Source organism: Stenotrophomonas sp. YIM B13575 (assembly GCF_042787595.1).
GTDB classification, from domain to species: Bacteria; Pseudomonadota; Gammaproteobacteria; order Xanthomonadales; family Xanthomonadaceae; genus Stenotrophomonas; species Stenotrophomonas lactitubi_B.
The window spans coordinates 12,191-34,665 of record NZ_JBHZOP010000063.1 but is presented as its reverse complement, the minus strand read 5'-3'; the positions used below and the strand labels follow the sequence as shown (position 1 = coordinate 34,665).

At 67.5% G+C, this 22,475-nt stretch carries 21 protein-coding genes; 10 read left to right on the top strand and 11 right to left on the bottom strand.

Annotated elements, in window-relative coordinates; genetic code table 11:
- Window positions 1-48 precede the first annotated feature (48 nt).
- On the top strand, window positions 49-747 hold the full coding sequence (locus ACFX4F_RS11790; RefSeq protein ID WP_099818337.1) for a COG3650 family protein: 699 nt from the start codon (window positions 49-51) through the stop codon (window positions 745-747).
- A 50-nt stretch (window positions 748-797) separates the two neighbouring features.
- On the opposite strand, the gene ACFX4F_RS11785 is transcribed toward ACFX4F_RS11790, so the two are convergent.
- The 7 genes from ACFX4F_RS11785 to ACFX4F_RS11755 all read right to left on the bottom strand — a co-directional run bounded on the left by ACFX4F_RS11785 (window position 798) and on the right by ACFX4F_RS11755 (window position 7,611).
- Window positions 798-1,346 (bottom strand): hypothetical protein, encoded by a 549-nt coding sequence (locus ACFX4F_RS11785; RefSeq protein ID WP_380655427.1) that lies wholly within the window; start codon window positions 1,344-1,346, stop codon window positions 798-800.
- Window positions 1,336-1,902 (bottom strand): elongation factor P-like protein YeiP, encoded by a 567-nt coding sequence (gene yeiP / locus ACFX4F_RS11780; protein ID WP_099818338.1) that lies wholly within the window; start codon window positions 1,900-1,902, stop codon window positions 1,336-1,338. Before yeiP ends, ACFX4F_RS11785 begins: the two co-directional genes overlap by 11 nt.
- 49 nt (window positions 1,903-1,951) lie before the next feature.
- The gene (locus tag ACFX4F_RS11775) at window positions 1,952-2,722 is read right to left on the bottom strand and encodes an SDR family NAD(P)-dependent oxidoreductase (protein WP_230111078.1); all 771 of its coding nucleotides are present in this window, start codon (window positions 2,720-2,722) and stop codon (window positions 1,952-1,954) included.
- Window positions 2,723-2,801: 79 nt separating this feature from the next.
- Window positions 2,802-5,375 carry an EAL domain-containing protein gene (locus ACFX4F_RS11770; protein ID WP_380655422.1) on the bottom strand — a complete coding sequence of 858 codons (2,574 nt, stop codon included), beginning with the start codon at window positions 5,373-5,375 and terminating at the stop codon, window positions 2,802-2,804.
- Complete coding sequence (locus ACFX4F_RS11765) at window positions 5,372-6,265, bottom strand: hydroxymethylglutaryl-CoA lyase (RefSeq protein ID WP_380655419.1); 894 nt, start codon at window positions 6,263-6,265, stop codon at window positions 5,372-5,374. The genes ACFX4F_RS11770 and ACFX4F_RS11765 overlap by 4 nt, the downstream gene beginning before the upstream one ends.
- A 169-nt stretch (window positions 6,266-6,434) precedes the next feature.
- Window positions 6,435-6,821: a VOC family protein gene (locus tag ACFX4F_RS11760; protein WP_380655416.1), complete on the bottom strand. Its 387-nt coding sequence runs from the start codon at window positions 6,819-6,821 to the stop codon at window positions 6,435-6,437.
- 1 nt (window position 6,822) lies between these two features.
- Window positions 6,823-7,611, bottom strand: a complete 789-nt coding sequence (locus ACFX4F_RS11755; RefSeq protein ID WP_380655413.1) for an enoyl-CoA hydratase-related protein — start codon at window positions 7,609-7,611, stop codon at window positions 6,823-6,825.
- A 119-nt stretch (window positions 7,612-7,730) separates the two neighbouring features.
- Between ACFX4F_RS11755 and ACFX4F_RS11750 the strand changes: the two genes are divergently transcribed.
- The 3 genes from ACFX4F_RS11750 to ACFX4F_RS11740 are packed head-to-tail and all read left to right on the top strand — an operon-like array spanning window position 7,731 to window position 10,098.
- On the top strand, window positions 7,731-7,985 hold the full coding sequence (locus tag ACFX4F_RS11750) for a FeoA family protein (RefSeq protein WP_089240906.1): 255 nt from the start codon (window positions 7,731-7,733) through the stop codon (window positions 7,983-7,985).
- Complete coding sequence (gene feoB, locus ACFX4F_RS11745) at window positions 7,982-9,844, top strand: ferrous iron transport protein B (RefSeq protein ID WP_099818345.1); 1,863 nt, start codon at window positions 7,982-7,984, stop codon at window positions 9,842-9,844. The genes ACFX4F_RS11750 and feoB overlap by 4 nt, the downstream gene beginning before the upstream one ends.
- Entirely contained in the window at window positions 9,844-10,098 is a 255-nt protein-coding gene (locus ACFX4F_RS11740; protein WP_099818346.1) for a DUF6587 family protein, read from the top strand. The genes feoB and ACFX4F_RS11740 overlap by 1 nt, the downstream gene beginning before the upstream one ends.
- 181 nt (window positions 10,099-10,279) lie before the next feature.
- Here ACFX4F_RS11740 and ACFX4F_RS11735 read toward each other — a convergent pair whose 3' ends face one another.
- Complete coding sequence (locus ACFX4F_RS11735; protein WP_099818347.1) at window positions 10,280-10,861, bottom strand: NAD(P)H-dependent oxidoreductase; 582 nt, start codon at window positions 10,859-10,861, stop codon at window positions 10,280-10,282.
- A 54-nt stretch (window positions 10,862-10,915) separates the two neighbouring features.
- Window positions 10,916-11,311, bottom strand: coding sequence for a MerR family transcriptional regulator (locus tag ACFX4F_RS11730; protein WP_099818759.1), 396 nt, complete (start codon window positions 11,309-11,311; stop codon window positions 10,916-10,918).
- 207 nt (window positions 11,312-11,518) lie between these two features.
- Here ACFX4F_RS11730 and ACFX4F_RS11725 point away from each other — a divergent pair, with 207 nt between their 5' ends.
- From ACFX4F_RS11725 to ACFX4F_RS11705, 5 genes are all read left to right on the top strand, one after another.
- Window positions 11,519-12,202, top strand: coding sequence for a 4-hydroxy-tetrahydrodipicolinate reductase (locus ACFX4F_RS11725; protein WP_380655452.1), 684 nt, complete (start codon window positions 11,519-11,521; stop codon window positions 12,200-12,202).
- A 327-nt stretch (window positions 12,203-12,529) separates the two neighbouring features.
- Entirely contained in the window at window positions 12,530-13,660 is a 1,131-nt protein-coding gene (gene carA, locus ACFX4F_RS11720) for a glutamine-hydrolyzing carbamoyl-phosphate synthase small subunit (RefSeq protein WP_099818349.1), read from the top strand.
- 149 nt (window positions 13,661-13,809) lie between these two features.
- Complete coding sequence (carB, locus tag ACFX4F_RS11715) at window positions 13,810-17,052, top strand: carbamoyl-phosphate synthase large subunit (protein WP_099818350.1); 3,243 nt, start codon at window positions 13,810-13,812, stop codon at window positions 17,050-17,052.
- Between the two features lie 8 nt (window positions 17,053-17,060).
- Window positions 17,061-17,525 carry a transcription elongation factor GreA gene (greA, locus tag ACFX4F_RS11710; RefSeq protein WP_176022519.1) on the top strand — a complete coding sequence of 155 codons (465 nt, stop codon included), beginning with the start codon at window positions 17,061-17,063 and terminating at the stop codon, window positions 17,523-17,525.
- 3 nt (window positions 17,526-17,528) lie between these two features.
- A complete protein-coding gene (locus ACFX4F_RS11705; RefSeq protein WP_380655404.1) occupies window positions 17,529-18,449 on the top strand; it encodes a phosphoglycerate mutase in 921 nt (306 codons plus the stop codon).
- A gap of 38 nt (window positions 18,450-18,487) precedes the next feature.
- On the opposite strand, the gene ACFX4F_RS11700 is transcribed toward ACFX4F_RS11705, so the two are convergent.
- Both ACFX4F_RS11700 and ACFX4F_RS11695 read right to left on the bottom strand, forming a co-directional pair.
- Entirely contained in the window at window positions 18,488-19,546 is a 1,059-nt protein-coding gene (locus ACFX4F_RS11700; RefSeq protein WP_380655401.1) for a DUF1176 domain-containing protein, read from the bottom strand.
- A complete protein-coding gene (locus ACFX4F_RS11695; protein ID WP_380655398.1) occupies window positions 19,547-20,590 on the bottom strand; it encodes a DUF1176 domain-containing protein in 1,044 nt (347 codons plus the stop codon).
- A 122-nt stretch (window positions 20,591-20,712) separates the two neighbouring features.
- On the opposite strand from ACFX4F_RS11695, the gene recJ reads away from it, so the two are divergent.
- On the top strand, window positions 20,713-22,470 hold the full coding sequence (recJ, locus tag ACFX4F_RS11690; protein ID WP_380655395.1) for a single-stranded-DNA-specific exonuclease RecJ: 1,758 nt from the start codon (window positions 20,713-20,715) through the stop codon (window positions 22,468-22,470).
- Window positions 22,471-22,475 lie beyond the last annotated feature (5 nt).

Below are 22,475 nucleotides of genomic sequence, written 5' to 3'. Positions count from 1 at the left end.
CAGATGGTAGGGTCCGAGGTCTCTGTAGTTTCGACAAGGAGTCGAGCCATGCGTGTAATTCCCAGTCTGTTGGCGGCTTCCCTCGGCCTTGCGCTGAGCGCCTGCCAGCCGGCGCAGACGCCGGCATCCAGTGGCGCAGCCGATGCGGCCGCAACGCCGGCACCGGCACCTGTGGCTGCCGCTGTTGATGGCGGCGGCAACGAAACTCTCTACCGCTGCGGCGACCTCGACGTGCGCGCGACCTTCAACGGCGAAGACGCAGCGACGGTTGTGATCGGCGAGCGCAGTTTCGCGATGTCCTCCGAACGCGCGGCCTCCGGAGCGAAATATGCCGATGGCAAGGGCAACAGCTTCTGGACCCGCGGCAGCGACGAAGCGCTGCTCAGCCTGAAGGGCGAGGCGGACCGTGAGTGTGGTGCGGTGGAAGCGACCGAGGGCGATGGCAGTGCCGGCAACGCCGCGTTCCGTGCCACCGGCAACGAGCCCGGCTGGCTGGCCGTCGTCGACGGTGATGCGCCGGGCCTGCAGGTGGAGGTCGACTACGGCGAGCGCCGCTTCGCGGTCGCCAAGCCGACCGAGGGCGCAGACGGCTGGGTTGGCAAGGCGGCCGATGGCACCGACATCAAGCTGAGCTTCCAGCGCACCACCTGTCAGGACGACATGAGCGGTGAGGCGTTCGAGGCCAAGGCGATGTTGACTGTGGGCACGCGCCAGTACCACGGCTGCGGCAACTTCGGCGCGAAGTAACGCGTGGTTACGCGGATCGGTAGCGCCGGGCCATGCCCGGCGTTGATCGGTCAGTCCTCACAGGGCTTCAAGTCCAGCTCGAACACCAGGTCGTAGCGGCTGTTGATCCCGACCAGCGCCTTGCGGATCGCACAGTCTCCGCGATGGCGCGCGACCAGATCGGTGAAGATCTTCTCGCGACCCTCGCAGTACGTCGCGCTGGCCTCTTCGAGTTCCCGACGGCGCTCGTCGTCGTAGGGCTCTTCGCCGGCGAAATGCTGGCAGGTGTTTTCGCGCGCGAGAAACGCCTGCACGTCGCCGGGCATCTGACAGTAGATGCGTATGTCTTCGATGTCGTACACGTCGTTGGAGACCGCACAGCCAGCGGCGGCACGGACCTGTTCCAGTTCCTCGTAACTCGAGGGCAGGCTGGCAGCGGAGGGCTCCTCGGCGGGTTCCTGCAGGGCCGCGGGCGACGTCGCTGGCGGTGCGATGGGAGCCACCGGATCGACCGCTACGCCCTCTGGCGTGGCACCACCTGCACCGTTGTCCGCTGCCTGCGGCGAGCACGCCGCAAGCAGGGACAGGCAGGCGATCAGTGCCGCGCGGTTAATCGGCACGGCCGGCAAATTCGCCGGTGGCGGTGCTCACCAGCACACGCTCGCCGTTGACGATGTACTCCGGCACCATGATCTCGATGCCGGTGTTGAGCTTGGCCGGCTTCGGACGCTTGGTGGCGGTACCGCCCTTCAGTTCCGGCGGCGTCTCGATCACTTCCAGCACCACCGAGGCCGGCAGCTGGATGGCCACCGGCTGCTCGTCGATCACCTGCACGTAGATGCCGGTCAGGCCGTCGGTGATGTAGCCGGCGTCATCGCCGATCACGTCCGCGTCCAGGGTGTAGGGGGTGTAGTCCTCGTCATCCAGGAAGACGAACGCATCGCCGTCCTTGTACGAATAGGTGGACTGGCGGCGCAGCAGTTCGACTTCGACCAGGTTGTCGTCGGCATCGAAGCTGGCATCGAGCTTGTTGCCGCCCGGCACGCTGTACATGATGAAGCGGAAGCGGACGTTGCCGCCGCGACCCTGCGGCGAGCTGCGCTCGATGTCGCGGATCTGGTAGACGCCGTTGTTGAACTCGACGACGTTGCCCTTCTTGATGTCGTTGGCTTTCATGATGATGTTGGTCGTTGGGGGAGGGCGCCGTCCCGGCGCCCGGGGGGAATCACTTCGGAGCGAGCCGGGTGGCGCCGTCCAGGCGGATGGTCTCGCCGTTGATATAGGTGTTGCCGAGGATGTGGCCGACCAGGCTGGCGAAGTCTTCCGGCTTGCCCAGGCGCGACGGGAACGGGATCGATGCGGCCAGCGATTCCTGCACGGCCTCGGGCATGCCATCGACCATCGGCGTCCAGAACACGCCCGGCGCGATGGTGTTGACGCGGATGCCGAAGCGCGACAGCTCGCGGGCCATCGGCAGGGTCATTGCCACCACGCCGCCCTTGGAGGCGGAGTAGGCGGCCTGGCCGATCTGTCCTTCGTAGGCGGCAACGCTGGCGGTGTTGATGATGACGCCGCGCTCGCCGTCCACCCCGGCCTCGTTGTGCTGCATGCGGTTGGCGGCGGCCTTGGCGACGTTGAAGCTGCCGACCAGGTTGACCATCACTGTGCCCTGGAACCCGGCCAGCGGCATCGGGCCTTCCTTGCCCAGCACGCGGCCAGCGCCGAGGATGCCGGCGCAGTTCATCGCGACATTCAGGCCGCCGAGGAAATCGCAGGCCTGGTCGATGGCCGCCGACACGGACGCTTCATCACTGACGTTGACATTGAAATAGCGGGCGTTGTCCTGCCCCAGCCCGGCAACGGCGGCCGCGCCCTTGGCGTCGTTGAGGTCGAACAGGGCGACCTTGCCGCCCTGGGCAACCAGGTGCTGGGCCACGGCCAGGCCGAGGCCGGAGACGCCGCCAGTGATCACGGCACGTACGGAAGACAGCTGCATTGCACGGTCCTGCAGGTTCAAGAACCGCCGATTCTAACGGAAGCGACGGCAGCCGCCGTTGTGCACTGCGCCGCGGGCCTCAGCCCAGTTCGCGGGCGCGCCGCAGGCGACGCTCGAAGTCGGCGGCGGGCAGTCCGTGGGCGAACAGGAAGCCCTGGCCGACGGTCACCCCCAGGTCGAGCAGGCATTGCCGTTGTGGTTCGGTTTCCACACCTTCGGCGACCACGCCCAGGCCGAGGCTGCGGGCAATCGCGCAGACCGCCTCGCAGACCGCCACATCCGAGCGGTTGCGGGGGATGCCCTCGACGAACAGCTGGCTCAGTTTCAGCCCATGGATGGGCAGCCGGCGCAGGTAGTTCAGCGCGCTGTAGCCTTCGCCGAAGTCATCGATGGTCAGCATCACCCCCATCTCGCGCAGGCGGGCGAAAGTTCGTAGGGTGTCCGGCGCATCTTCGATCAGCACCCGCTCGGTGAACTCCAGCTCCAGCACGCTGCCGGGCAGGCCGAACTCGTCCAGCACCTGCCGCACCCAGCGCGCGAGATCCTCGCCGACGAACTGCCGCCAGGACACGTTGACGGCCACCCGTACCAGGCCGAGCCCATCGTCCTGCCATTGCCGTACCTGCCGGCAGGCTTCGCGCAGCGCCCATTGGCCGATGCGCACGATGTCGCCGGTGTGCTCGGCGTGGCGGATGAACAGGTCCGGGCGCATCGGCCCCAGCTGGATGTTGTGCCAGCGCATCAACGCCTCGCAGGCAATGGTGGCGCCGCTGCGCAGGTTGACCTGTGGCTGGTAGACCAGGTGGAACTCGTCGCCATCGAGGGCCTTGTGCAGCCGACTTTCGATCTGCAGGCGGTCATGCTGGCGCTGTGCGAGTTCCGGGGAAAACACCTGCCAGCCGTTGCGGGTGCGCCGCTTGCACTCGTACATCGCGGTGTCGGCATTCTGGATCAGCTGCTGCGGCCGGTCGCCATCACGCGGTGCACGGGCGATGCCGATGCTGGCGGTGACCGGGAACTCGTCGCTGCCCAGCTGGAACGGCGCAGAGAAGGCCGCAGTGATGCGCTCGGCCAGCTGTTCGGCCTGGTCCGGCTGGTCGCGCAGGTCGCAGATCACCAGGAACTCGTCGCCACCGAAACGGGCGAGCAGGCCTTCGGTGCCGATCGCGGTGGCGATGCGCCGGGTCGCTTCGATCAGCAGTTCATCACCGGCGTTGTGGCCGAGCAGATCGTTGACCACCTTGAAGCGGTCCAGGTCGATGTACAGCACCGCCACGCGGTCGTGGCTGGGGCTGTCCATGCGCACGCCGAGGTCGCTCAGCACCGCATCGCGGTTCATGATCCCGGTCAGCGGGTCGGTGCGGGCCTGCACGCGCAGGGTTTCCTCGGCCTGCTTGCGCTCGGTGATGTCCTGCACGGTGCCGGTGATGCGCGCGGCATCGACATCGCCGGCCGAGACCTCGCCGATCATCCGTATCCAGAACGAGTGGCCATCGCGGCGCTGGCCCTGCAGCTCCAGGCCGAAGCTGCTGCGGTGTTCGATGGTGTCGGCCAGCGCCTGCTGCAGGGCGGCGCGGTCGTCGCTGCGCAGGCAGTCCAGCAGGTCCGGCATGTCTTCCATATCTGCCGGCTGGCCGACGATGCGCCGCGCCTCATCGGTGAGGTACAGGCGCTGCAGGCCGCGATCCCACTCCCAGCCGCCGATGTGGGCCAGTGACTGCGCGCGCGCGAACAGGGTGTTGTTGCGCTTCAGTTCGGTGATGTCACTGAACATCGCATAGACATGGTCGGCCTGGTCGCAGCCGTTGCCGAACACCGGTACGTTGGTGGTGGACAGCCACAGCATGCGTCCGCGCGGGCGGTGGTAGAGGCCGATGATGGTGCTGCGGATCATCCGCCCGGCCTGGAAGCAGCGGCTGGTCGGCCACTGTGCCTGGGTCAGCGGATGGCCATGTTCGTCGACGATGATCCACGCCTCGGGATCGAGCATCGAATTCAGGCCCACGCCACCACCGGTGAGGCCGAGGATGCGGTGCGCGGCCGGGTTGGCCGACAGCACGCGCAGATTACGGTCGAACAGGATCACGCCCTTGTCGATCGACTCCATCAACAGGCGATAGCGCGACTCGGCGCGCCAGCGCCCGCTCAGGTCGCGGGCGACGGCGACGATGCAGGGCTGGCCACGGTCCTGGAAGCCGGCCGAATGCACCTCGACCGGAAAGCGACTGCCGTCGCCGCGCATGTTGGTCACTTCGATGACGTAGGTGTCGCCGCGGTTCAACGCCTCCCACACCGGTTGCAGATGGTCGCTGGGCAGGTCCGGGTTGAGCAGTTCGATGGGCTGGCCGACGATGTCTTCGCGCCGCCGATCGTAGGCGATGATGCCGGCACGGTTGACGTCCAGCACCACGCCTTCGGCGCTGAGGATGCTGACCGGGTCGGGCACCGCATCGAACAACGCGGCATAGCGGGCCTGGGTATCCAGTTCGCGCTGCTGTGCATCGGCCAAGGCCTGCCGCGCCTGGCGCAGCAGCCTGGCCTGGGCAGGCGGTGGCGATGCGGCCAGCGCCGCGTCCAGAGCGGCCAGCGCGTCGTCGGTTTCGGCGAGAGCATCGCCGATGGCCGGACGGTCGCGCGGGCCGCTGTCGTTCATGTCGCCGCCAGCGCCTGCCCGACGCGGCTGGCGGTGGCGCGGCCGAGCAGCCCCGCCAGCCAACGCCCGGTCTCTGCCAGCGATGGCAGGTCCACGCCGCACTCCAGGCCCAGGCCCTGCAGCAGGTACACCACGTCCTCGCTGGCCACGTTGCCGCTGGCGCCCTTTGCGTACGGGCAGCCGCCGGCACCGGACACGGCGCTGTCGACCACGCGCACGCCTTCTTCCAGGCAGGCGGCGATGTTGGCGATGGCCTGGCCATAGGTATCGTGGAAGTGCACGGCCAATGTGCTCATCGGGATCTCGGCAGCCACCGCCTGCAGCATCGCGCGGGCCTTGCGCGGCGTGCCCACGCCGATGGTGTCGCCCAGCGAGATTTCGTAACACCCCATCTGCTGCAGGGCACGGGCGACGCGCACGACGTCGGCCAGCGGCACCTCGCCCTGGTAGGGGCAGCCGAGCACGGTGGAGACGTAGCCACGCACGCGCACGCCGTCGGCGGCTGCACGGCGCAGGATCGGCTCGAAGCGGGCCAGCGATTCATCGATACCGGCGTTGGTATTGGTGCGGTTGAAGGCTTCCGATGCAGCGGTGAACACCGCGACTTCCTGCACGCCGACGGCGCGTGCGCGGTCGTAGCCCTGTTCGTTGGGCACCAGCACCGGATAGTCGATGCCCGGGTGGCGCTGGATGCCGGCATAGACTTCGGCAGCGTCGGCCAGCTGCGGCACCCAGCGCGGGCTGACGAAGCTGGTCGCCTCGATGGTGCGCAGGCCGGTGGCCGACAGGCGATCGATCAGGGCGATCTTGTCGGCGGTGGCCACGGCCTGCTTTTCGTTCTGCAGCCCATCGCGCGGGCCGACCTCGACGATGCGGACGAAATCGCTCATCGCGGCACCCCCGCGGCAGGCGGGACGGGACGGGCAGGGCGGATGGGATCGACTGGGGTCACGGCGGTTCCTGGGAAACGGAGGCGGCCCGGTCTTCGCCAGGCTGCCAGATGAGATACGCAGGCGGGTCGCACGAGCGGCCACGCCTGCGCCTGTTTTGACGGAGGGCCTACCCGGGCAGGTGGCAGACCACCTCGATGTTGTTGCCGTCCGGATCGATCACGAAGGCGGCGTAATAGTCCGGGTGGTACCACGGGCGCAGGCCGGGGGCGCCGTTGTCGCGGCCCCCTGCAGCCAGGGCGGCGGCGTGGAATGCATCAACCTGGGCCCGTTCGCCGCAGACGAAGGCCACGTGCACGCCCTGGCTGAGGGGCGCCGCATTGCCCAGCCAGAAGAACGGTTTGCCGTGTTTGCCGAAACCCACGTGGTCGTGGGCGCCGGTCTGTTCGGCACTGACCTCCATCACCAGGCCGATCTGCAGCGGTGCCAGCGCCTGCAGGAAGAAGGCCTTGCTGCGCGGCAGGTCGCCGCTGTTCACACCAATATGGTCCAGCATGTCAGGCCTCCGTGACCCAGTGCGGTGCGCGCTTGTCGAGGAAGGCGCCCAGGCCTTCCTGGCCCTCGGCAGACACCCGCAGGCGTGCGATCAGAGCAGCATTGTCACGGTCCAGGCTGTCGCGATCATCGGCGTCGCGCACCTGCCGGACCAGCAGTTTGGCCGAAGCCGAGGCGATCGGCCCGGCCTTGTCGAGCAGGGCCAGCTGCCGCTGCACCGCTTCGTCCAGGCGCTCGGGCTCCACCAGGTGGTGGATCAGGCCGATACGCAGGGCGGTGTCGGCGTCGAAGTGCTCGCCGGTCGCAAACCAGCGGCGGGCCTGGCGGCTGCCGATGGCCTCGATCACATAGGGCGAGATCACTGCCGGCAACAGGCCCAGACGGCTTTCGGTCAGGCCGAAGCGGGCAGCGCTGGTGGCAATGGCGATATCGCAGCAGGCCACCAGGCCCACCCCGCCACCGAAGGCGGCGCCGTGGACCCGCGCCAGGGTCGGCTTGGGCAGCTCGTCCAGGGTGCGCATCAGCCGGGCCAACGCCAGGGCGTCCTCGCGGTTGTCGGCCTCGCTGGCCGAGGCCATGCCACGCATCCATTGCATGTCGGCACCGGCGGAGAAGGAGGCGCCGTGGCCGGCCACCACCACCGTGCGCACCGTGTCATCGCGGCCGGCCGCTTCCAGGGCCGCGGTCAGCCGGGCGATCAGGCCGGCATCGAAGGCGTTGTGCAGCTCCGGCCGGTTCAGCCAGAGGGTCAGGACAGCGCCAGTGCGCTCGATCTGCAAAGCATCGTTCATGGGATTCCGGGGTTGCTCCATACCTGTATGGATCATAGCGGGCCATTGGTCATGGGCCATGACGCGACGCGGGAATGTTAGAATCGAGAACCATTTACATCCAGCAGAGAACACGCTAGATGACGCTGTCCGAACTGCCCCTGCACACCTCGGCCGTGGTCGATTCCGTGCAGGACCTGCATGCCAACGATGCCATCGCCCGGCGCCTGCGCGAGCTGGGCTTCGTCAAGGGTGAGGAAGTGCGCCTGGTGGCGCGGGGTCCGGTCGGCGGCGAGCCGCTGCTGGTGCAGGTCGGGTTCACCCGTTTCGCGCTGCGTATCAGTGAGGCCCGGCGCGTGGTCATCGACCCAGCCAGCCAGGAGCGACGCGCATGAGTGCCACCGCAACCGCCGCACCGCTGCGCATCGCGCTGGTCGGCAACCCCAACAGCGGCAAGACCGCGCTGTTCAACCAGCTGACCGGCAGCCGGCAGAAGGTCGCCAACTACACCGGCGTCACCGTCGAGCGCAAGGAGGGCCGCCTGCGTGCGCCGTCCGGCCGCGAGTTCGCCGTGCTCGACCTGCCGGGCGCCTACAGCCTGCATCCGGCCAGCCTCGACGAGGCGATCACCCGCGACCTGTGCCGGGGCTTCTACCCGGGTGAGGCCGCGCCGGACGTCCTGTTGTGCGTGATCGACGCCACCAACCTGCGCCTGCACCTGCGTTTCGCGCTGGAACTGCGCGAGCTGGGCCGGCCGATGATCATCGCGCTGAACATGGTTGATGCCGCGCAGCGTCGCGGCATCCAGATCGACGTTGCCGCGCTGGAGCGCGAGATCGGTGTGCCGGTGGTGGAAACCGTGGCGGTGCGCAAGCAGGGCGCGCGTGCGCTGGTGGAACGCCTGGACACGATGGTGCCGCACCTGGATGCGCCGCTGGCCGGTGTTGAAAAGGACGTGGATTACCACGCGCAGGTACGCGCGATCCTGGCCGCCGCCGTGCGCATGCCGGCGCGGACCGCGAAGATCGACGACACGCTGGACCGCTGGCTGCTGCATCCGGTGTTCGGTTTGATCACCCTGGTCGTGGTGATGTTCCTGATCTTCCAGGCGGTGTTCGCCTGGGCGACGCCGCTGATGGATGGCATCGAAGCCGGCTTTGCCTGGCTGGGTGAGCTGGCCGCCAGCGTGCTGCCGGCTGGGCCGCTGACCAGTCTGCTGACCGACGGCATCATCGCCGGCCTGGGGGGCGTGGTGGTGTTCCTGCCGCAGATCCTGATCCTGTTTGCCTTCATCCTGGCACTGGAGGAGTCCGGTTACCTGCCGCGCGCTGCGTTCCTGCTGGACCGCATGATGGCGGCGGCGGGTTTGTCGGGGCGCTCGTTCATTCCTTTGCTGTCCAGCTTCGCCTGTGCGGTGCCGGGCATCATGGCCACCCGCAGCATCCAGGACCCGCGTGACCGCCTTGCCACGATCCTGGTGGCACCGCTGATGACCTGCTCGGCGCGCCTGCCGGTGTATGCGCTGTTGATCGGCGCGTTCATTCCGGCCGGCAGGATCGGCATCTTCAACCAGCAGGGCCTGGTGCTGTTCGGCCTGTACGTGGCCGGCATCCTCAGCGCGCTGGTGATGTCATGGGTGATGAAGAAGTGGCGCCGCGACAAGAGCGAGCACCCGCTGATGCTGGAGCTGCCGTCGTACCGCATTCCGCATCCGCGCGACCTCGCCGTCGGCCTGTACGAGCGCGGCATGATCTTCCTCAAGCGCGTCGGCGGCATCATCCTGGCGCTGACCATCCTGTTGTGGTTCCTGCTGTCGTTCCCGGGCGCGCCCGCCGACGCGACGATGCCGGCCATCGACTACAGCTATGCCGGCCAGATCGGCCACGCGATGACCGCGATCTTCGCGCCGCTGGGCTTCAACTGGCAGATCTGCATCGCGCTGATTCCGGGCCTCGCCGCGCGCGAAGTAGCGGTGTCCTCGCTGGCGACGGTGTACGCGCTGTCGGCTGCCGATGACGATGCGGCGATCTCCGCGCTGTCGCCGGTGGTGGCTGATGGCTGGTCGCTGGCCACCGGTCTGGCCCTGCTGGTGTGGTTCATCTACGCGCCGATGTGCATCTCGACGCTGGCCACCATCAAGCGCGAGACCAACTCGTGGAAGCAGATGGGCTTTGCGGCGTTCTACCTGTTCGCCGCGGCGTACGTGGCTGCCCTGATCACCTACCAGGTGACCGTGGCGCTGGGGGGCGGCTGATGGACGCCGGCCTGCTGATCCAGTACCTGATCATCGCGGTGGCCGTGCTGGTCAGCGCCTGGGTGGTGCTGAAGAAGCAGGCGCCCGGTACCGTGCGCAAACTGCGTGGCGCGCTGGCACTGGCGCTGCTGAAGCCGGGCCGTGCGGTTTGGCTGCAGGCGTTGGGCCGGAAGATCGCGCCGCCGGCCACTGGCGGTGGCGGCGCATGCGGCGGCTGTGACAGTTGCGGGCCGACGCCGCCGAAGCAGCACTGAGGCTGCCTTTCCTGCTTTGGCGGGTGCGAAGCTTGGTTCGCACGCCCTTGATCCTCATCCACGCATGGCGTGGATCTACTCATCTCCTGCGCCGCCCTCCAGCGGCGTCGGAATTGATCATCCACGCATGGCGTGGATCTACGTTGCGGGCCGGGCGAGGCGGGCCGTTCGCCGCGACGCGTCAACGCGCCTGCGCACCCAGCTCGGCCGCTTGAGCCAGCCAGCGTTCGCGCTGTTGCGGCGTGCTGCTGCGCACGGCGCCCAGGCGGCTGACCCGCACCGGGCGGATGCCGCAGAATTCCAGGATGGTGCTGCGGATCTGGGTAATGCCCGGGTCGCGGTAGATCCACCGGTAGTACCAGGGCGGCGTGTCCAGGGTAGTGATGACCCGCGCGCTGCGTCCAGCCAGCAGCCGGTCCCACCACACCGAATCGCGCCGGTAGCGGAAGGCGAAGCCTGGCAGCAGCACGCGGTCGAAGAAGCCTTTCAGCAGCGCAGGCATCGCGCCCCACCAGGTCGGGTAGACCAGCACAAGATGATCGCAGGCCTGGATCGCGTCGGCGGCATCCTGCAGGTCGGCTTCCAACGGCTGGATCTGGCGATAGCCGTGGCGAAGTGCCGGGTCGAACTGAAGGTCGCCCAGGGCGATCAAGCGCACGCGGTGGCCGGCGTTGCTGGCGGCGGTTGCGTATCGCTGGGCGAGGGCGCCGCACAGGCTGTCGCGGTCGGGATGGCCAAGCAGGATCAGGATGGAGCGGGGCACGGCAGTCTCGGAAGCTGGAAAACCGCGACCGTGCGCTATGCCCCAGGGGCAGAGTCAACCACCGGCGGGGCAGCCAGCGGCAGCCAGAACGCAAAGACCATCGCCCTGCTGCAGCCATTGCCGCAGCTCGTCCGCCACCTGCTGCAGTTCGACCTCGATGCGGGCAAGCCGCTCGCGCTCGGAAGCAATCGCAGCGCGCTGGCGCTCCAGCAGGACCAGCACTGCCGGCCAGTCGAGCTGGCCGTCGCTGCGCTGCAGGCGGGTGATGGCGGCCAGTCCGATGCCCAGCCCCAGCGCCTGCCGGATCAGCTGCACCCACGCCACATCCTGTTCGCTGTAATCGCGATAGCGGTTCAGGCGCGGCACTGGCGGCAGCAGTCCGCGTGCCTCGTACAGGCGGATCGCCTTGGCGCTGGCGCCGGTGCGGCGCGCGACCTCGGAAATGCGCACCGTTTCAGCCCTGCATTCGCGCAGGCGGCATGATGGCGTCAGCGCGAATGCAGGGCGGTTCGCAAAGGTGCATGAGGTGCGGGCCAGCGCTTGTAGGGGCACGCAGCGTAGCAGCGACAGCGCTTGCCGGACCATGCGTGCTGCCGCTAGCCTGCGTGCATGAACCAGACTCCCCTGCGATTGCTTATTCACGGCGCCTCCGGGCGCATGGGCCAGGCCCTGTTGCGGCTGGCCGCCGAACACCCTGATTCCCTGCAGATCGTCGCTGCGGTGACCGGCCGCGCGCCGGCCCAGCGGGTGATCGATGGTGTGCCGTTCTTTGCTGCGAGCGAGGTGCCGGGGGCGCCGGTGTTCGACGTGGCGATCGATTTCAGCCTGCCGGAGGGCTTCGATGCACTGCTGGCACTGTGCGTGGAGCGCGGCGCAGGCCTGGTGTCGGGCACCACCGGCATTTCCACTGCGCAGCGCCAGGCGCTGGAGGCGGCGGCGGTGAAGATCCCGCTGGTGTGGGCGTCGAACTTCAGCCTGGGCGTGGCGGTACTGGACGAGCTGGTGGAGCGTGCGGCGCAGGCGCTGGCCGGCTGGAACTGCGACATCGTTGAATCGCACCATACGCAGAAGAAGGACGCTCCCTCGGGCACGGCGCTGACCCTGGGCGCTGCGGCGCAGCGCGGCGGGGCTGAGCCGCAGTACGCCAGCCTGCGCGCCGGTGACATCGTCGGTGAGCACCTGGTGCAGTTCACCGGCCTGGGCGAGCGCATCGAGCTGGTGCACCGGGCCACCAACCGCGACATCTTCGCCCGCGGGGCGCTGTTTGCCGCGCGCCAGCTGCAGGGCCGGGCGGCGGGCAGCTACCGGGTGCGGGACCTGCTGGACGGTCCGAACGGATGAACTGGACGGGGTCGGATCCCTTTCCGGCGGAAAGGGTTCTGACCCCATCTGTGGGCACCCGGGTTCAGAGCCTTTCCCGTTCGGGAAAGGATCCGACCCCGCCCTGCGGCCTGCATACGCCCCCGGATTGAAATGAATGCGCAATCGCCTGTTCATGAATGGCGATAACCGCTGGCGCGCGCGCCCCGGCACCGCTACAATTCGCACTCGCCGAATCACGAAAGCCGGACCGGTCCCAGACCGTACGTCCGCGCTTTTTTGCAACCGGATTTCCGTGAAGCGCAGGCGTGACTTCGGCACCCCCTCGGTAGCCAAAGTGAGAATTCCGTGACCCAAGCCGCAATCCTCGTCCTCGAAGACGGCACCGTATTCGAGGGCGAATCCGTAGGCGCGCCCGGCCTGTCCGTCGGTGAGGTGGTGTTCAACACCGCCATGACCGGCTACCAGGAAGTGTTGACCGATCCGTCCTACGCCCGGCAGATGGTCACGCTGACCTATCCGCACATTGGCAACACCGGCATGACCGACCAGGACAATGAAGCGTCCAAGGTGTGGTCGGCCGGCCTGATCGTGCGCGATGTGCCGCGCCGCCCGAGCAGCTGGCGCAGCCAGGTGTCGCTGCAGGACTGGCTGATCCAGCGTGGCGTGGTCGCCATCGCCGGTATCGACACCCGCAAGCTGACCCGCATCCTGCGCGAGAAGGGCGCCCAGAACGGCGCGCTGATGGCCGGCGACGGCATCGATGTGGAAAAGGCACTGGAAGCGGCCCGCAAGTTCCCCGGCCTGAAGGGCATGGATCTGGCCAAGGTCGTCACCACCGACAAGTCCTACGTCTGGACCGAGGGCCAGCTGGACCTGGACGCCAATGCCTTCGTCAGCGTGCCGGCCAAGTACAAGGTCGTGGCCTACGACTTCGGCGTGAAGACCAACATCCTGCGCATGCTGGCCGAGCGCGGCTGCGAGGTCACCGTGGTGCCGGCGCAGACCCCGGCTGCTGAAGTGCTGGCGCTGAAGCCGGACGGCGTGTTCCTGTCCAACGGCCCGGGCGACCCGGAGCCGTGCGACTACGCGATCACCGCGATCAAGACCTTCATCGACGTGAAGATCCCGACCTTCGGCATCTGCCTGGGCCATCAGCTGCTGGGCCTGGCCTCGGGCGCGAAGACGATCAAGATGGGCCATGGCCACCATGGTGCGAACCATCCGGTGCAGGACCTGGACAGCGGCCGGGTGATGATCACTTCGCAGAACCACGGTTTCGCAGTGGATGAAGCGACCCTGCCGGCCACCCTGCGGGTGACCCACCGTTCGCTGTTCGACGGCACCAACCAGGGCATCGCCCGCACCGACGTGCCGGCCTTCTCGTTCCAGGGCCACCCGGAAGCGTCGCCGGGCCCGACCGACGTCGGTCCGTTGTTCGACCGTTTCGTGGCGCTGATGGACCAGGCCAAGGCGTGATCAGTACGCCGCCGGTTCGCCGGTGGCGTCGCGATGGACCGTAAGCCTCCGCATCGCGGCTGCCCCTGGCGCGGCGCTGCGGATCAAGATTCCTGATCGACAGCGTGCGATCACCCCCCTTGTCACGCTGTACTGACTTAGAGAAGAAAATGCCCAAGCGCACTGACCTCAAGACCATCCTCATCATCGGTGCCGGCCCGATCGTCATCGGCCAGGCCTGCGAGTTCGATTACTCCGGCGCCCAGGCCTGCAAGGCCCTGCGTGACGAGGGCTACCGCGTGGTGCTGGTCAACAGCAACCCGGCCACGATCATGACCGACCCGGAGATGGCCGACGCCGTCTACATCGAGCCGATCAACTGGCAGACGGTCGAGAAGATCATCGCCAAGGAAAAGCCCGACGCGTTGCTGCCGACCATGGGTGGCCAGACCGCGCTGAACTGCGCGCTGGACCTGGCCGACAACGGCGTGCTGGAGAAGTACAACGTCGAGCTGATCGGCGCCAAGCGCGAAGCCATCATGATGGCCGAGGACCGCGAGCTGTTCCGCGTGGCGATGAGCGAGATCGGCCTGGAGTGCCCGACCGCTGCCGTTGCCCACACCCTGGACGAAGCGCTGGAGATCCAGACCCGCGTCGGCTATCCGACCATCATCCGCCCCAGCTTCACCCTCGGCGGCAGTGGCGGCGGCATCGCCTACAACCGCGAAGAGCTGATCGAAATCGTCAACCGCGGCCTGGAACTGTCGCCGACCACCGAAGTGCTGGTCGAAGAGTCGGTGCTGGGCTGGAAGGAGTTCGAGATGGAAGTGGTCCGCGATACCGCGGACAACTGCATCATCGTCTGTTCGATCGAGAACCTGGACCCGATGGGCGTGCACACCGGTGACTCGATCACCGTGGCCCCGGCGCAGACCCTGACCGACAAGGAATACCAGCGCCTGCGCGATGCCTCCATCGCCGTGCTGCGCAAGATCGGCGTGGATACCGGTGGTTCGAACGTGCAGTTCGGCATCAATCCGGACACCGGCCGCGTGGTGGTGATCGAGATGAACCCGCGCGTGTCGCGGTCCTCGGCGCTGGCCTCCAAGGCCACCGGCTTCCCGATCGCCAAGGTCGCCGCCAAGCTGGCCGTGGGCTACACCCTGGACGAACTGAAGAACGAGATCACCGGCGGCCTGACCCCGGCCTCGTTCGAGCCGTCCATCGACTACGTCGTCACCAAGATTCCGCGCTTCGCGTTCGAGAAGTTCCCGGCTGCCGATGCGCGCCTGACCACCCAGATGAAGTCGGTGGGCGAGGTGATGGCAATGGGCCGCACCTTCCAGGAATCGATGCAGAAAGCCCTGCGTGGCCTGGAAACCGGCAAGGTCGGCTTCGACCCGACCGGCCTGGACCTGAGCAACGAAGACGATCTGCAGACCCTGCGTCGCGAGCTGAAGGCGCCGGGTCCGGAGCGCCTGTTCTTCGTCGCCGATGCGTTCCGCGCCGGCATGAGCGTGGAGGACATCTTCAAGCTGTCCTACATCGATCCGTGGTTCCTGGACCAGATCGAAGAAATCATCGCTGCCGAGGCCCAGGTCGCGGCCGATGGCATCGACGCACTGGATGCGGCGCGCCTGCGCAAGCTCAAGCGCGCCGGCTTCTCCGACGCCCGCCTGGCCCAGCTGACCGGCACCAACGAAGCGGCCGTGCGTGCGCTGCGTCGCGCGCACAAGGTGCGCCCGGTGTACAAGCGCGTGGATTCCTGCGCCGCCGAGTTCTCCACCGGCACCGCCTACCTGTACTCGACCTATGAGGAAGAGTGCGAAGCCGCGCCGAGCAACCGCGACAAGATCATGATCCTCGGCGGTGGCCCGAACCGCATCGGCCAGGGCATCGAGTTCGACTACTGCTGCGTGCACGCGGCACTGGCGCTGCGCGAAGATGGCTATGAAACCATCATGGTCAACTGCAACCCGGAAACCGTGTCGACCGACTACGACACCTCCGATCGCCTGTACTTCGAACCGCTGACCCTGGAAGACGTGCTGGAAATCGTCGAGCTGGAGCAGCCGAAGGGCGTGATCGTGCAGTACGGCGGCCAGACCCCGCTGAAGCTGGCACGCGCGCTGGAAGCCAACGGCGTGCCGGTGATCGGCACCAGCCCGGACTCGATCGACCTGGCCGAAGACCGCGAGCGCTTCCAGCAGCTGGTGGAAAAGCTGGGCCTGAAGCAGCCGCCGAACCGCATCGCCCGCAACGACCAGGAAGCCCTGCTGCTGGCGCGCGAGATCGGCTACCCGCTGGTGGTGCGCCCGAGCTACGTGCTGGGTGGCCGCGCGATGGAAATCGTCTACGGCGAATCCGACCTGGCCCGCTACGTGCGTGACGCGGTGAAGGTGTCCAACGATTCGCCGGTGCTGCTGGACCGCTTCCTCGACAACGCCGTCGAGTGCGACGTGGATATCATCGCCGACGCCCAGGGCAACGTCCTGATCGGTGGCGTGATGGAGCACATCGAAGAGGCCGGTGTGCACTCGGGCGATTCCTCCTGCTCGCTGCCGCCTTACTCGCTGTCGGCTGAAACCCAGGCCGAGCTGCGTCGCCAGGTGATCGAGCTGGCCAAGGCCCTGAACGTGGTGGGGCTGATGAACACCCAGTTCGCGATCCAGACCGACGAGGAAGGCAACGACACCATCTTCCTGCTGGAAGTGAACCCGCGTGCCTCGCGCACCGTGCCGTTCGTGTCCAAGGCCACCGGCATGCCGCTGGCCAAGATCGCGGCCCGCTGCATGGCCGGCAAGACCCTGGAAGAGCAGGGCGCCACCAAGGAAATCGTGCCGGACTACTACTCGGTGAAGGAAGCGATCTTCCCGTTCGCCAAGTTCCAGGGCGTCGACCCGATCCTTGGGCCGGAGATGCGCTCCACCGGTGAGGTGATGGGCGTGGGTCGCAGCTTCAACGCCGCCTTCGCGCGCGCGCAGGAAGCCGGCGGCATCAAGGCGCCGCCGGTCGGCAAGGCTTTCGTGTCGGTGCGCGACCCGGACAAGAAGCGGGTGCTGCCGGTGGCCAAGGCCCTGCTGGCACGTGGCTACAGCCTGGTCGCCACCCGTGGCACCGCAGCGTGGCTGCAGCAGCACGGCATGGATTGCGAGATCATCAACAAGGTGGTCGAGGGTCGCCCGCACATCGTCGATTCGATCAAGAACGGCGAGATCGTCTATATCGTCAACACGACCGAAGGCCGTGCCGCGATCAACGACTCGTTCTCGATCCGTCGCGAGGCGCTGCAGCACCGCGTCACCTATTCGACCACCATTGCCGGTGCCAAGGCGCTGGTGGATTCACTGGAATTCCGCGGTACCGGCCCGGTCTGGTCGCTGCAGGAACTGCACAAGGAGTTGAACGCATGAGAGCACCCATCACGATGAAGGGCGCGCAGCGACTGCGCGATGAACTGGATCACCTGAAGTCGGTCAAGCGCCCGAAGGTGATCGCCGCGATCGCCGAAGCGCGCGAGCATGGCGACCTGAAGGAGAATGCCGAGTACCACGCCGCGCGCGAGGAACAGGGCTTCATCGAAGGCCGCATCAAGCAGCTGGAAGGCGAGCTGTCGCACGCTGAGATCATCGACGTGAGCAAGCTCAATGCAGGCTCCAAGGTGGTGTTCGGCGCCAGCGTGACCCTGGCCGACGTGGAATCGGACGAAGAGAAGAAGTACCAGATCGTTGGCGATCTGGAGGCGGACATCAAACTGGGCCTGATCGCCATTTCCTCGCCGGTTGCCCGCGCGATGATCGGCAAGCTGGAAGGTGACTCGATCGTGATCGATGCGCCGGCTGGCCAGCGCGAGTACGAGATCGTCAGCGTCAGCTACCAGGACTGATCCGTGGCAACGGCGACCCTGCTGTTGCCGGCACGCAGCCGCTTTGCGGTGGCTGCATTGCCGGATGATGTGGCGCGTGCCCTGGGCCGCGCCACCACCTCGCAGGGCGACGCCGGTGAACGGGCGCAGCTGCTGCGCCACTTCACGGTCGCCGCGCCGCACTGGCCGGTGGCCGCGTTGACCCGCCAGCGTGACGTCGGCGATGCCGCCGGCGCCTGCTGGCTGCGTGCCGATCCGGCCTGCATGGTGCCGGACATGCATGGCGCGCGCATGATGGGCCACGGCGAAACGCTGCGGCCCAGCCTGGCCGATACGTTGGCCCTGCTGCCCGTGTTGCAGCCGCTGTTCGCGGATGCGGGCTTCGTGCTGGATGCCCCCGATCCTTCGCGCTGGTACCTGCGGCTGCCGATCGGCACCGAGCTGCCGGAGTTCGACAGTCCCGACGAGGTGCTGGGCGATGACCTGTTCTCGCACCTGCCACCGGGTGAGGCGGGCCGCCGCTGGCGAGCGCTGATGACCGAAGCGCAGGTGCTGCTGCACACCCATGCGTGGAACCAGCAGCGCGCTGTACAAGGCCAGCAGCCGATCAATTCGCTGTGGTTCTGGGGCGGTGGCGTGATGCCGGTATCGGTAGCCACGCCGCACGCACAGGTGCGCAGCCGCGACGCGCTGCTGCAGGGTCTGGCCCAGGCCGCAGGCGTAGCGGTGGATGGTGAACAGTCGGTCGATGCACTGGTCGACCTGCGCCAGCTGCGCTCGTTGCAGCAGCTGGGCAATGATGCGATCCGTCCGCTGCTGGCGGCGCTCAAGCGTGGTGAATTGCAACGGCTGGTGCTGGATTTCGAGGATGGCCTGCAGTTCCAGCTGGACAAGGGCCAGCGCTGGCAGTTCTGGAAGAAGCCCCGCCAGCTGCACGACGGTTGAAAGAATGCGGTAGCGCCGGGCCATGCCCGGCGGATGCGCTATCGAACATCGGTGACGTAGGTCGGCAACTGCCAGTGCCTGCGGCTCGGGCCGGTGCAGTAGTGACCGACGTACTCCGCACTGAGGATCAGTCGACTTCCGTCCCACGCCCAGTGCCGGTTCGTCCCGCACGCATCCTGGTCTGTCGCAAGGCCTTCTTCAAGAAACACGGCGTGCGGGTAGAGCGGAAACAGCGGGGTCGACGAGAGCAGCTTGGGTGCGAATGGTGCACGGTCGCGGATCAGCCAGGTACCCGCTGGCACGATGTGGCGGTCGGTCGCACAGCTCAACATGGCAAGGACATGGGTGGCATCCACCCGTTCGATGCGTAGCTGGCGCGACGACATCCGTTCGCAGGCGTTCCGCGCGGCGGCCACCGGCTGCAGCTGCTGCAGCAGGTCTGTCTGCTCAGCCAGCTGCCCATCGTCGTCATGTGCTTCGACCAGCAGCGGCGGTGCCTTCAGTGGTGGCGCGGCTACCGCGGCCGGCACCTTCGATTCCGGCTGTGCGCCCTTGCGCACCAGCGCGCCTGGGGTATCCAACCGACCCTGTGCTTCGTCCATCTTCAGCAGCAGCGTGCGAATGCCGCGATCCGACAGTGGCCACGCATGGCCGGAGGCGTCGCTCATCTCGATGCGCCTGTCCTCCAGCAGTGCATCGATCACTGCTGTCACGTAGTGCGCGGGCAGCTGCAGGCCAACATCGAGCGCTTCGCTGTGGCCGATGGCACCCAGGTCCCTTCCGTCCACACGCAGTCGCAACGTCCCTTCGGGTGCCACCGCCACAGGGGTACGTGGCGCGTCCTCGGCGCCTTCGGCCATTGACAGTCGTGCGGTGACCGCGGTCTGCGGCCCGCCGGCACGTTCGAGCAGCACGCTCAGCATCAGCGGTGCCAGTGGGCCGTAGGCTGCCAGCCGGCAGGTGCGGGTGTTGTCGCAGGCCAGCACCCCGTCACCCTCGACGAACGATGTGCCAAGCGGTTCAGCGGCCGAGGCAACCGAGGCCAGAGTGAGGGAGGCCAGCAGCAGCGGCGTGCGTAACAGTGAGGATGCACGCACTCAGCGAACCTCGCTGACCAGCGTCGGCAGCGTCCAGTGCCCGCCCGGCATGCCACGGCACAAGCCGGTACTGAACGCACTGCTTGGCTGGAATCTGCGGCCATCCCAGGTCCAGTCCGAGCCGGAAACGCAGTCGCCGATGCCTCGGCCCTTGTAGCGTGCGTACAGCGTGCGCTCGCCGCGCGAGAAGCCCTCTGCTTCCAGCGTGACCGTCTGCGGGGCGTAAGGGGGCTGGTCGCGCGCGATCCAGAAACCATTGCTGTAGTTGTACGCACCCATCTGGCACAGCGCCTGCACCAGCACATGGCGCTCGTCCAGCCGCTCGATCACCATTTCCGGGGTTCCCTTGTACTCGATCAGGCGCGGGCAGTCGTCGCTGTCGCCGAGCGTGGCAATCAACGCGTCGCGCAGCGCTTCGCTGCTGCCCAATGCGCTGTCGCCGGAGCGCGGGGACGTCAGCGCCGCGCTCACGATCAGAGGCTTGACGCGCGCAGCCGGCACGCTCGCTTCGGCACGCGCGCCACGCCGTATCAGGGCGCCGGGCGTACCCACGCGCCCTTGGGCCTCGTCCATTTTCAACAGCACTGCAGCGGCACCACGATCGGAAATCGGCCAGCGCGTGCCCCTGCTGTCGATCACCTCGATGCGGGCCTGGCCGGGCAGGGCAGCGAGCAGGGCTGCAACCTGCGTCGGTCGCAGCGTCACCGCTTCGTCGGCCCCGGTGTCCTGCACGGGACCCAGATCACGTCCATTCACCTGCAGATGCATCTCACCTTCAGGCATGGCACTTTCGCCATCTTCACCGACCCGCAGCCGCGCCTGCACCGCCGTGCCGGGACCACCGGCGCGTTCCAGCATCAGGCCCATCAGACTGTCTGCGTTCTCCGGGCCATAGCCTGCAGCGCGGCAGGTGCCGGTGTTGTCGCAGGCCAGGAACCAGTCGTGGTGCACGAACTCGATACCGGGTTCCAATGGTGTGTTTCCAGCATGGGAAGCAAGTGGCAGCAGCAGGCTGGCCAGCAGTACGGACAGCGGGCGATACATGGCGGATTCCGTTTCAGAAGCGAACAAGCATGGGCGATCACCCCGCCTGCGCCAAGCCCGCGCAGAGCCAGACACGCCGAGCGGGGTATCATGCGCGGGTCTTCCGTAACCCGGCGATGCCGATGTCCCTTGCCGCCGATGCTGCGCCGCTGTCCTCTGATTCGCCGATGATCCGCCGCCGCGATGCGGTTGCGCCCGGTAGCTGGCCGGATGGCACGCTGCCACTGTTGGCGCGCCTGTACGCCGCACGTGGTGCGCACACCCCGGAACTGGCGCTGCCCAAGCTGGGCAACCTGCATGCGCCGGAGCTGCTGACCGGCATCGATGCGGCCGTGGACCTGTTGGTCCAGGCCATTGCAGCGGACAAGCGGATCCTGGTGGTCGGCGATTTCGACTGCGACGGCGCAACCGCCTGCGCGGTCGGTGTACGTGGCCTGCGCATGCTCGGCGCGCAGCATGTCTTCCACGCGGTGCCCAACCGCATGGTGCACGGCTACGGCCTGTCACCGTCGCTGGTGGACGAGCTGGCTGCGCTGCAGCCGGATCTGCTGGTCACCGTCGATCACGGCATCGCCTGCCATGCCGGCGTGACTGCGGCCAAGGCGCGTGGCTGGCAGGTGCTGGTTACCGATCACCATCTGCCCGGTCCGCAGCTGCCACCGGCCGATGTCATCGTCGATCCGAATCTGGACGGTGACGCCTTCCCCAGCAAGTCGCTGGCCGGCGTCGGCGTCATCTTCTACGTGCTGATGGCGCTGCGCCGCCGGATGCGCGAAGCGGGTGTGTTTGCCGATGGCAAGGGGCCGGACCTGACCACCCTGCTGGACCTGGTGGCGGTGGGCACCGTGGCCGACCTGGTGGTGCTGGATGCCAACAACCGCGCCCTGGTCAGTGCGGGTCTGCGTCGGCTGCGCAACGGCCAGGGCTGCGTCGGCCTGAAGGCATTGATCGAGGCCAGTGGCCGCGACGCCGCGCGACTGACCGCCACCGATATCGGTTTCGGCCTTGGCCCGCGCTTGAATGCGGCCGGCCGGCTGGAAGACATGGCGCTGGGTATCGCGCTACTGCTCACCGAAGATCCGCGGCAGGCCCGCGACATCGCGCAGACGCTGGAGCAGATCAACGCCGAGCGGCGTGCGGTGCAGCAGTCGATGACCGATGACGCCGAACAGGCGCTGTCACGGGTGGTGCTCGATACCGCAGGGCAGCGCCCGGTGGCGGCCTGCCTGTTCGTTGCCGATTGGCACCCCGGTGTGGTGGGCCTGGTCGCGTCGAAGATGAAGGATCGCCTGCATCGTCCGGTGATCGCGTTCGCCCCGGCCGAGCCGGGCGCCGATACCCTGCGCGGTTCGGCGCGTTCGATCGCCGGCCTGCATATCCGTGATGCGCTCGCGCTGGTGGATGCACGCCATCCCGGCTTGATCGAGCGCTTCGGCGGTCACGCGATGGCTGCCGGCTTGAGCATGCGTCTGGATCATCTGGCCGACTTCGAAGCCGCCTTCGTCGCCACCGTGCTGGAAATGCTCGACCCGGCGGCACTGCAGCAGCAGGTGCTCAGCGACGGCGAACTGGCAGCGGACGAACTCGATCATCGCCATGCCGATGCGCTGCGCCTGGCCGGACCGTGGGGACAAGGCTTCCCCGAGCCGCTGTTCGACGGTCACTTCGAAGTGGCCAACTGGCGCGTGCTGAAGGAGCGGCACCTGAAGCTGGAGCTGCGCCTGCCCGGCGTACCGGGCACGATCAACGCGATCCATTTCGGTGGCTGGCACGGCAATGCGCCCGGCAAGCATGTCCACCTGGCCTACCGGCTGGCCTGCGATGACTATCGCGGTGGCGCCGCGATCCAGCTGATCGTCGAGCACTGCCTGCCCGCATGAAGAAG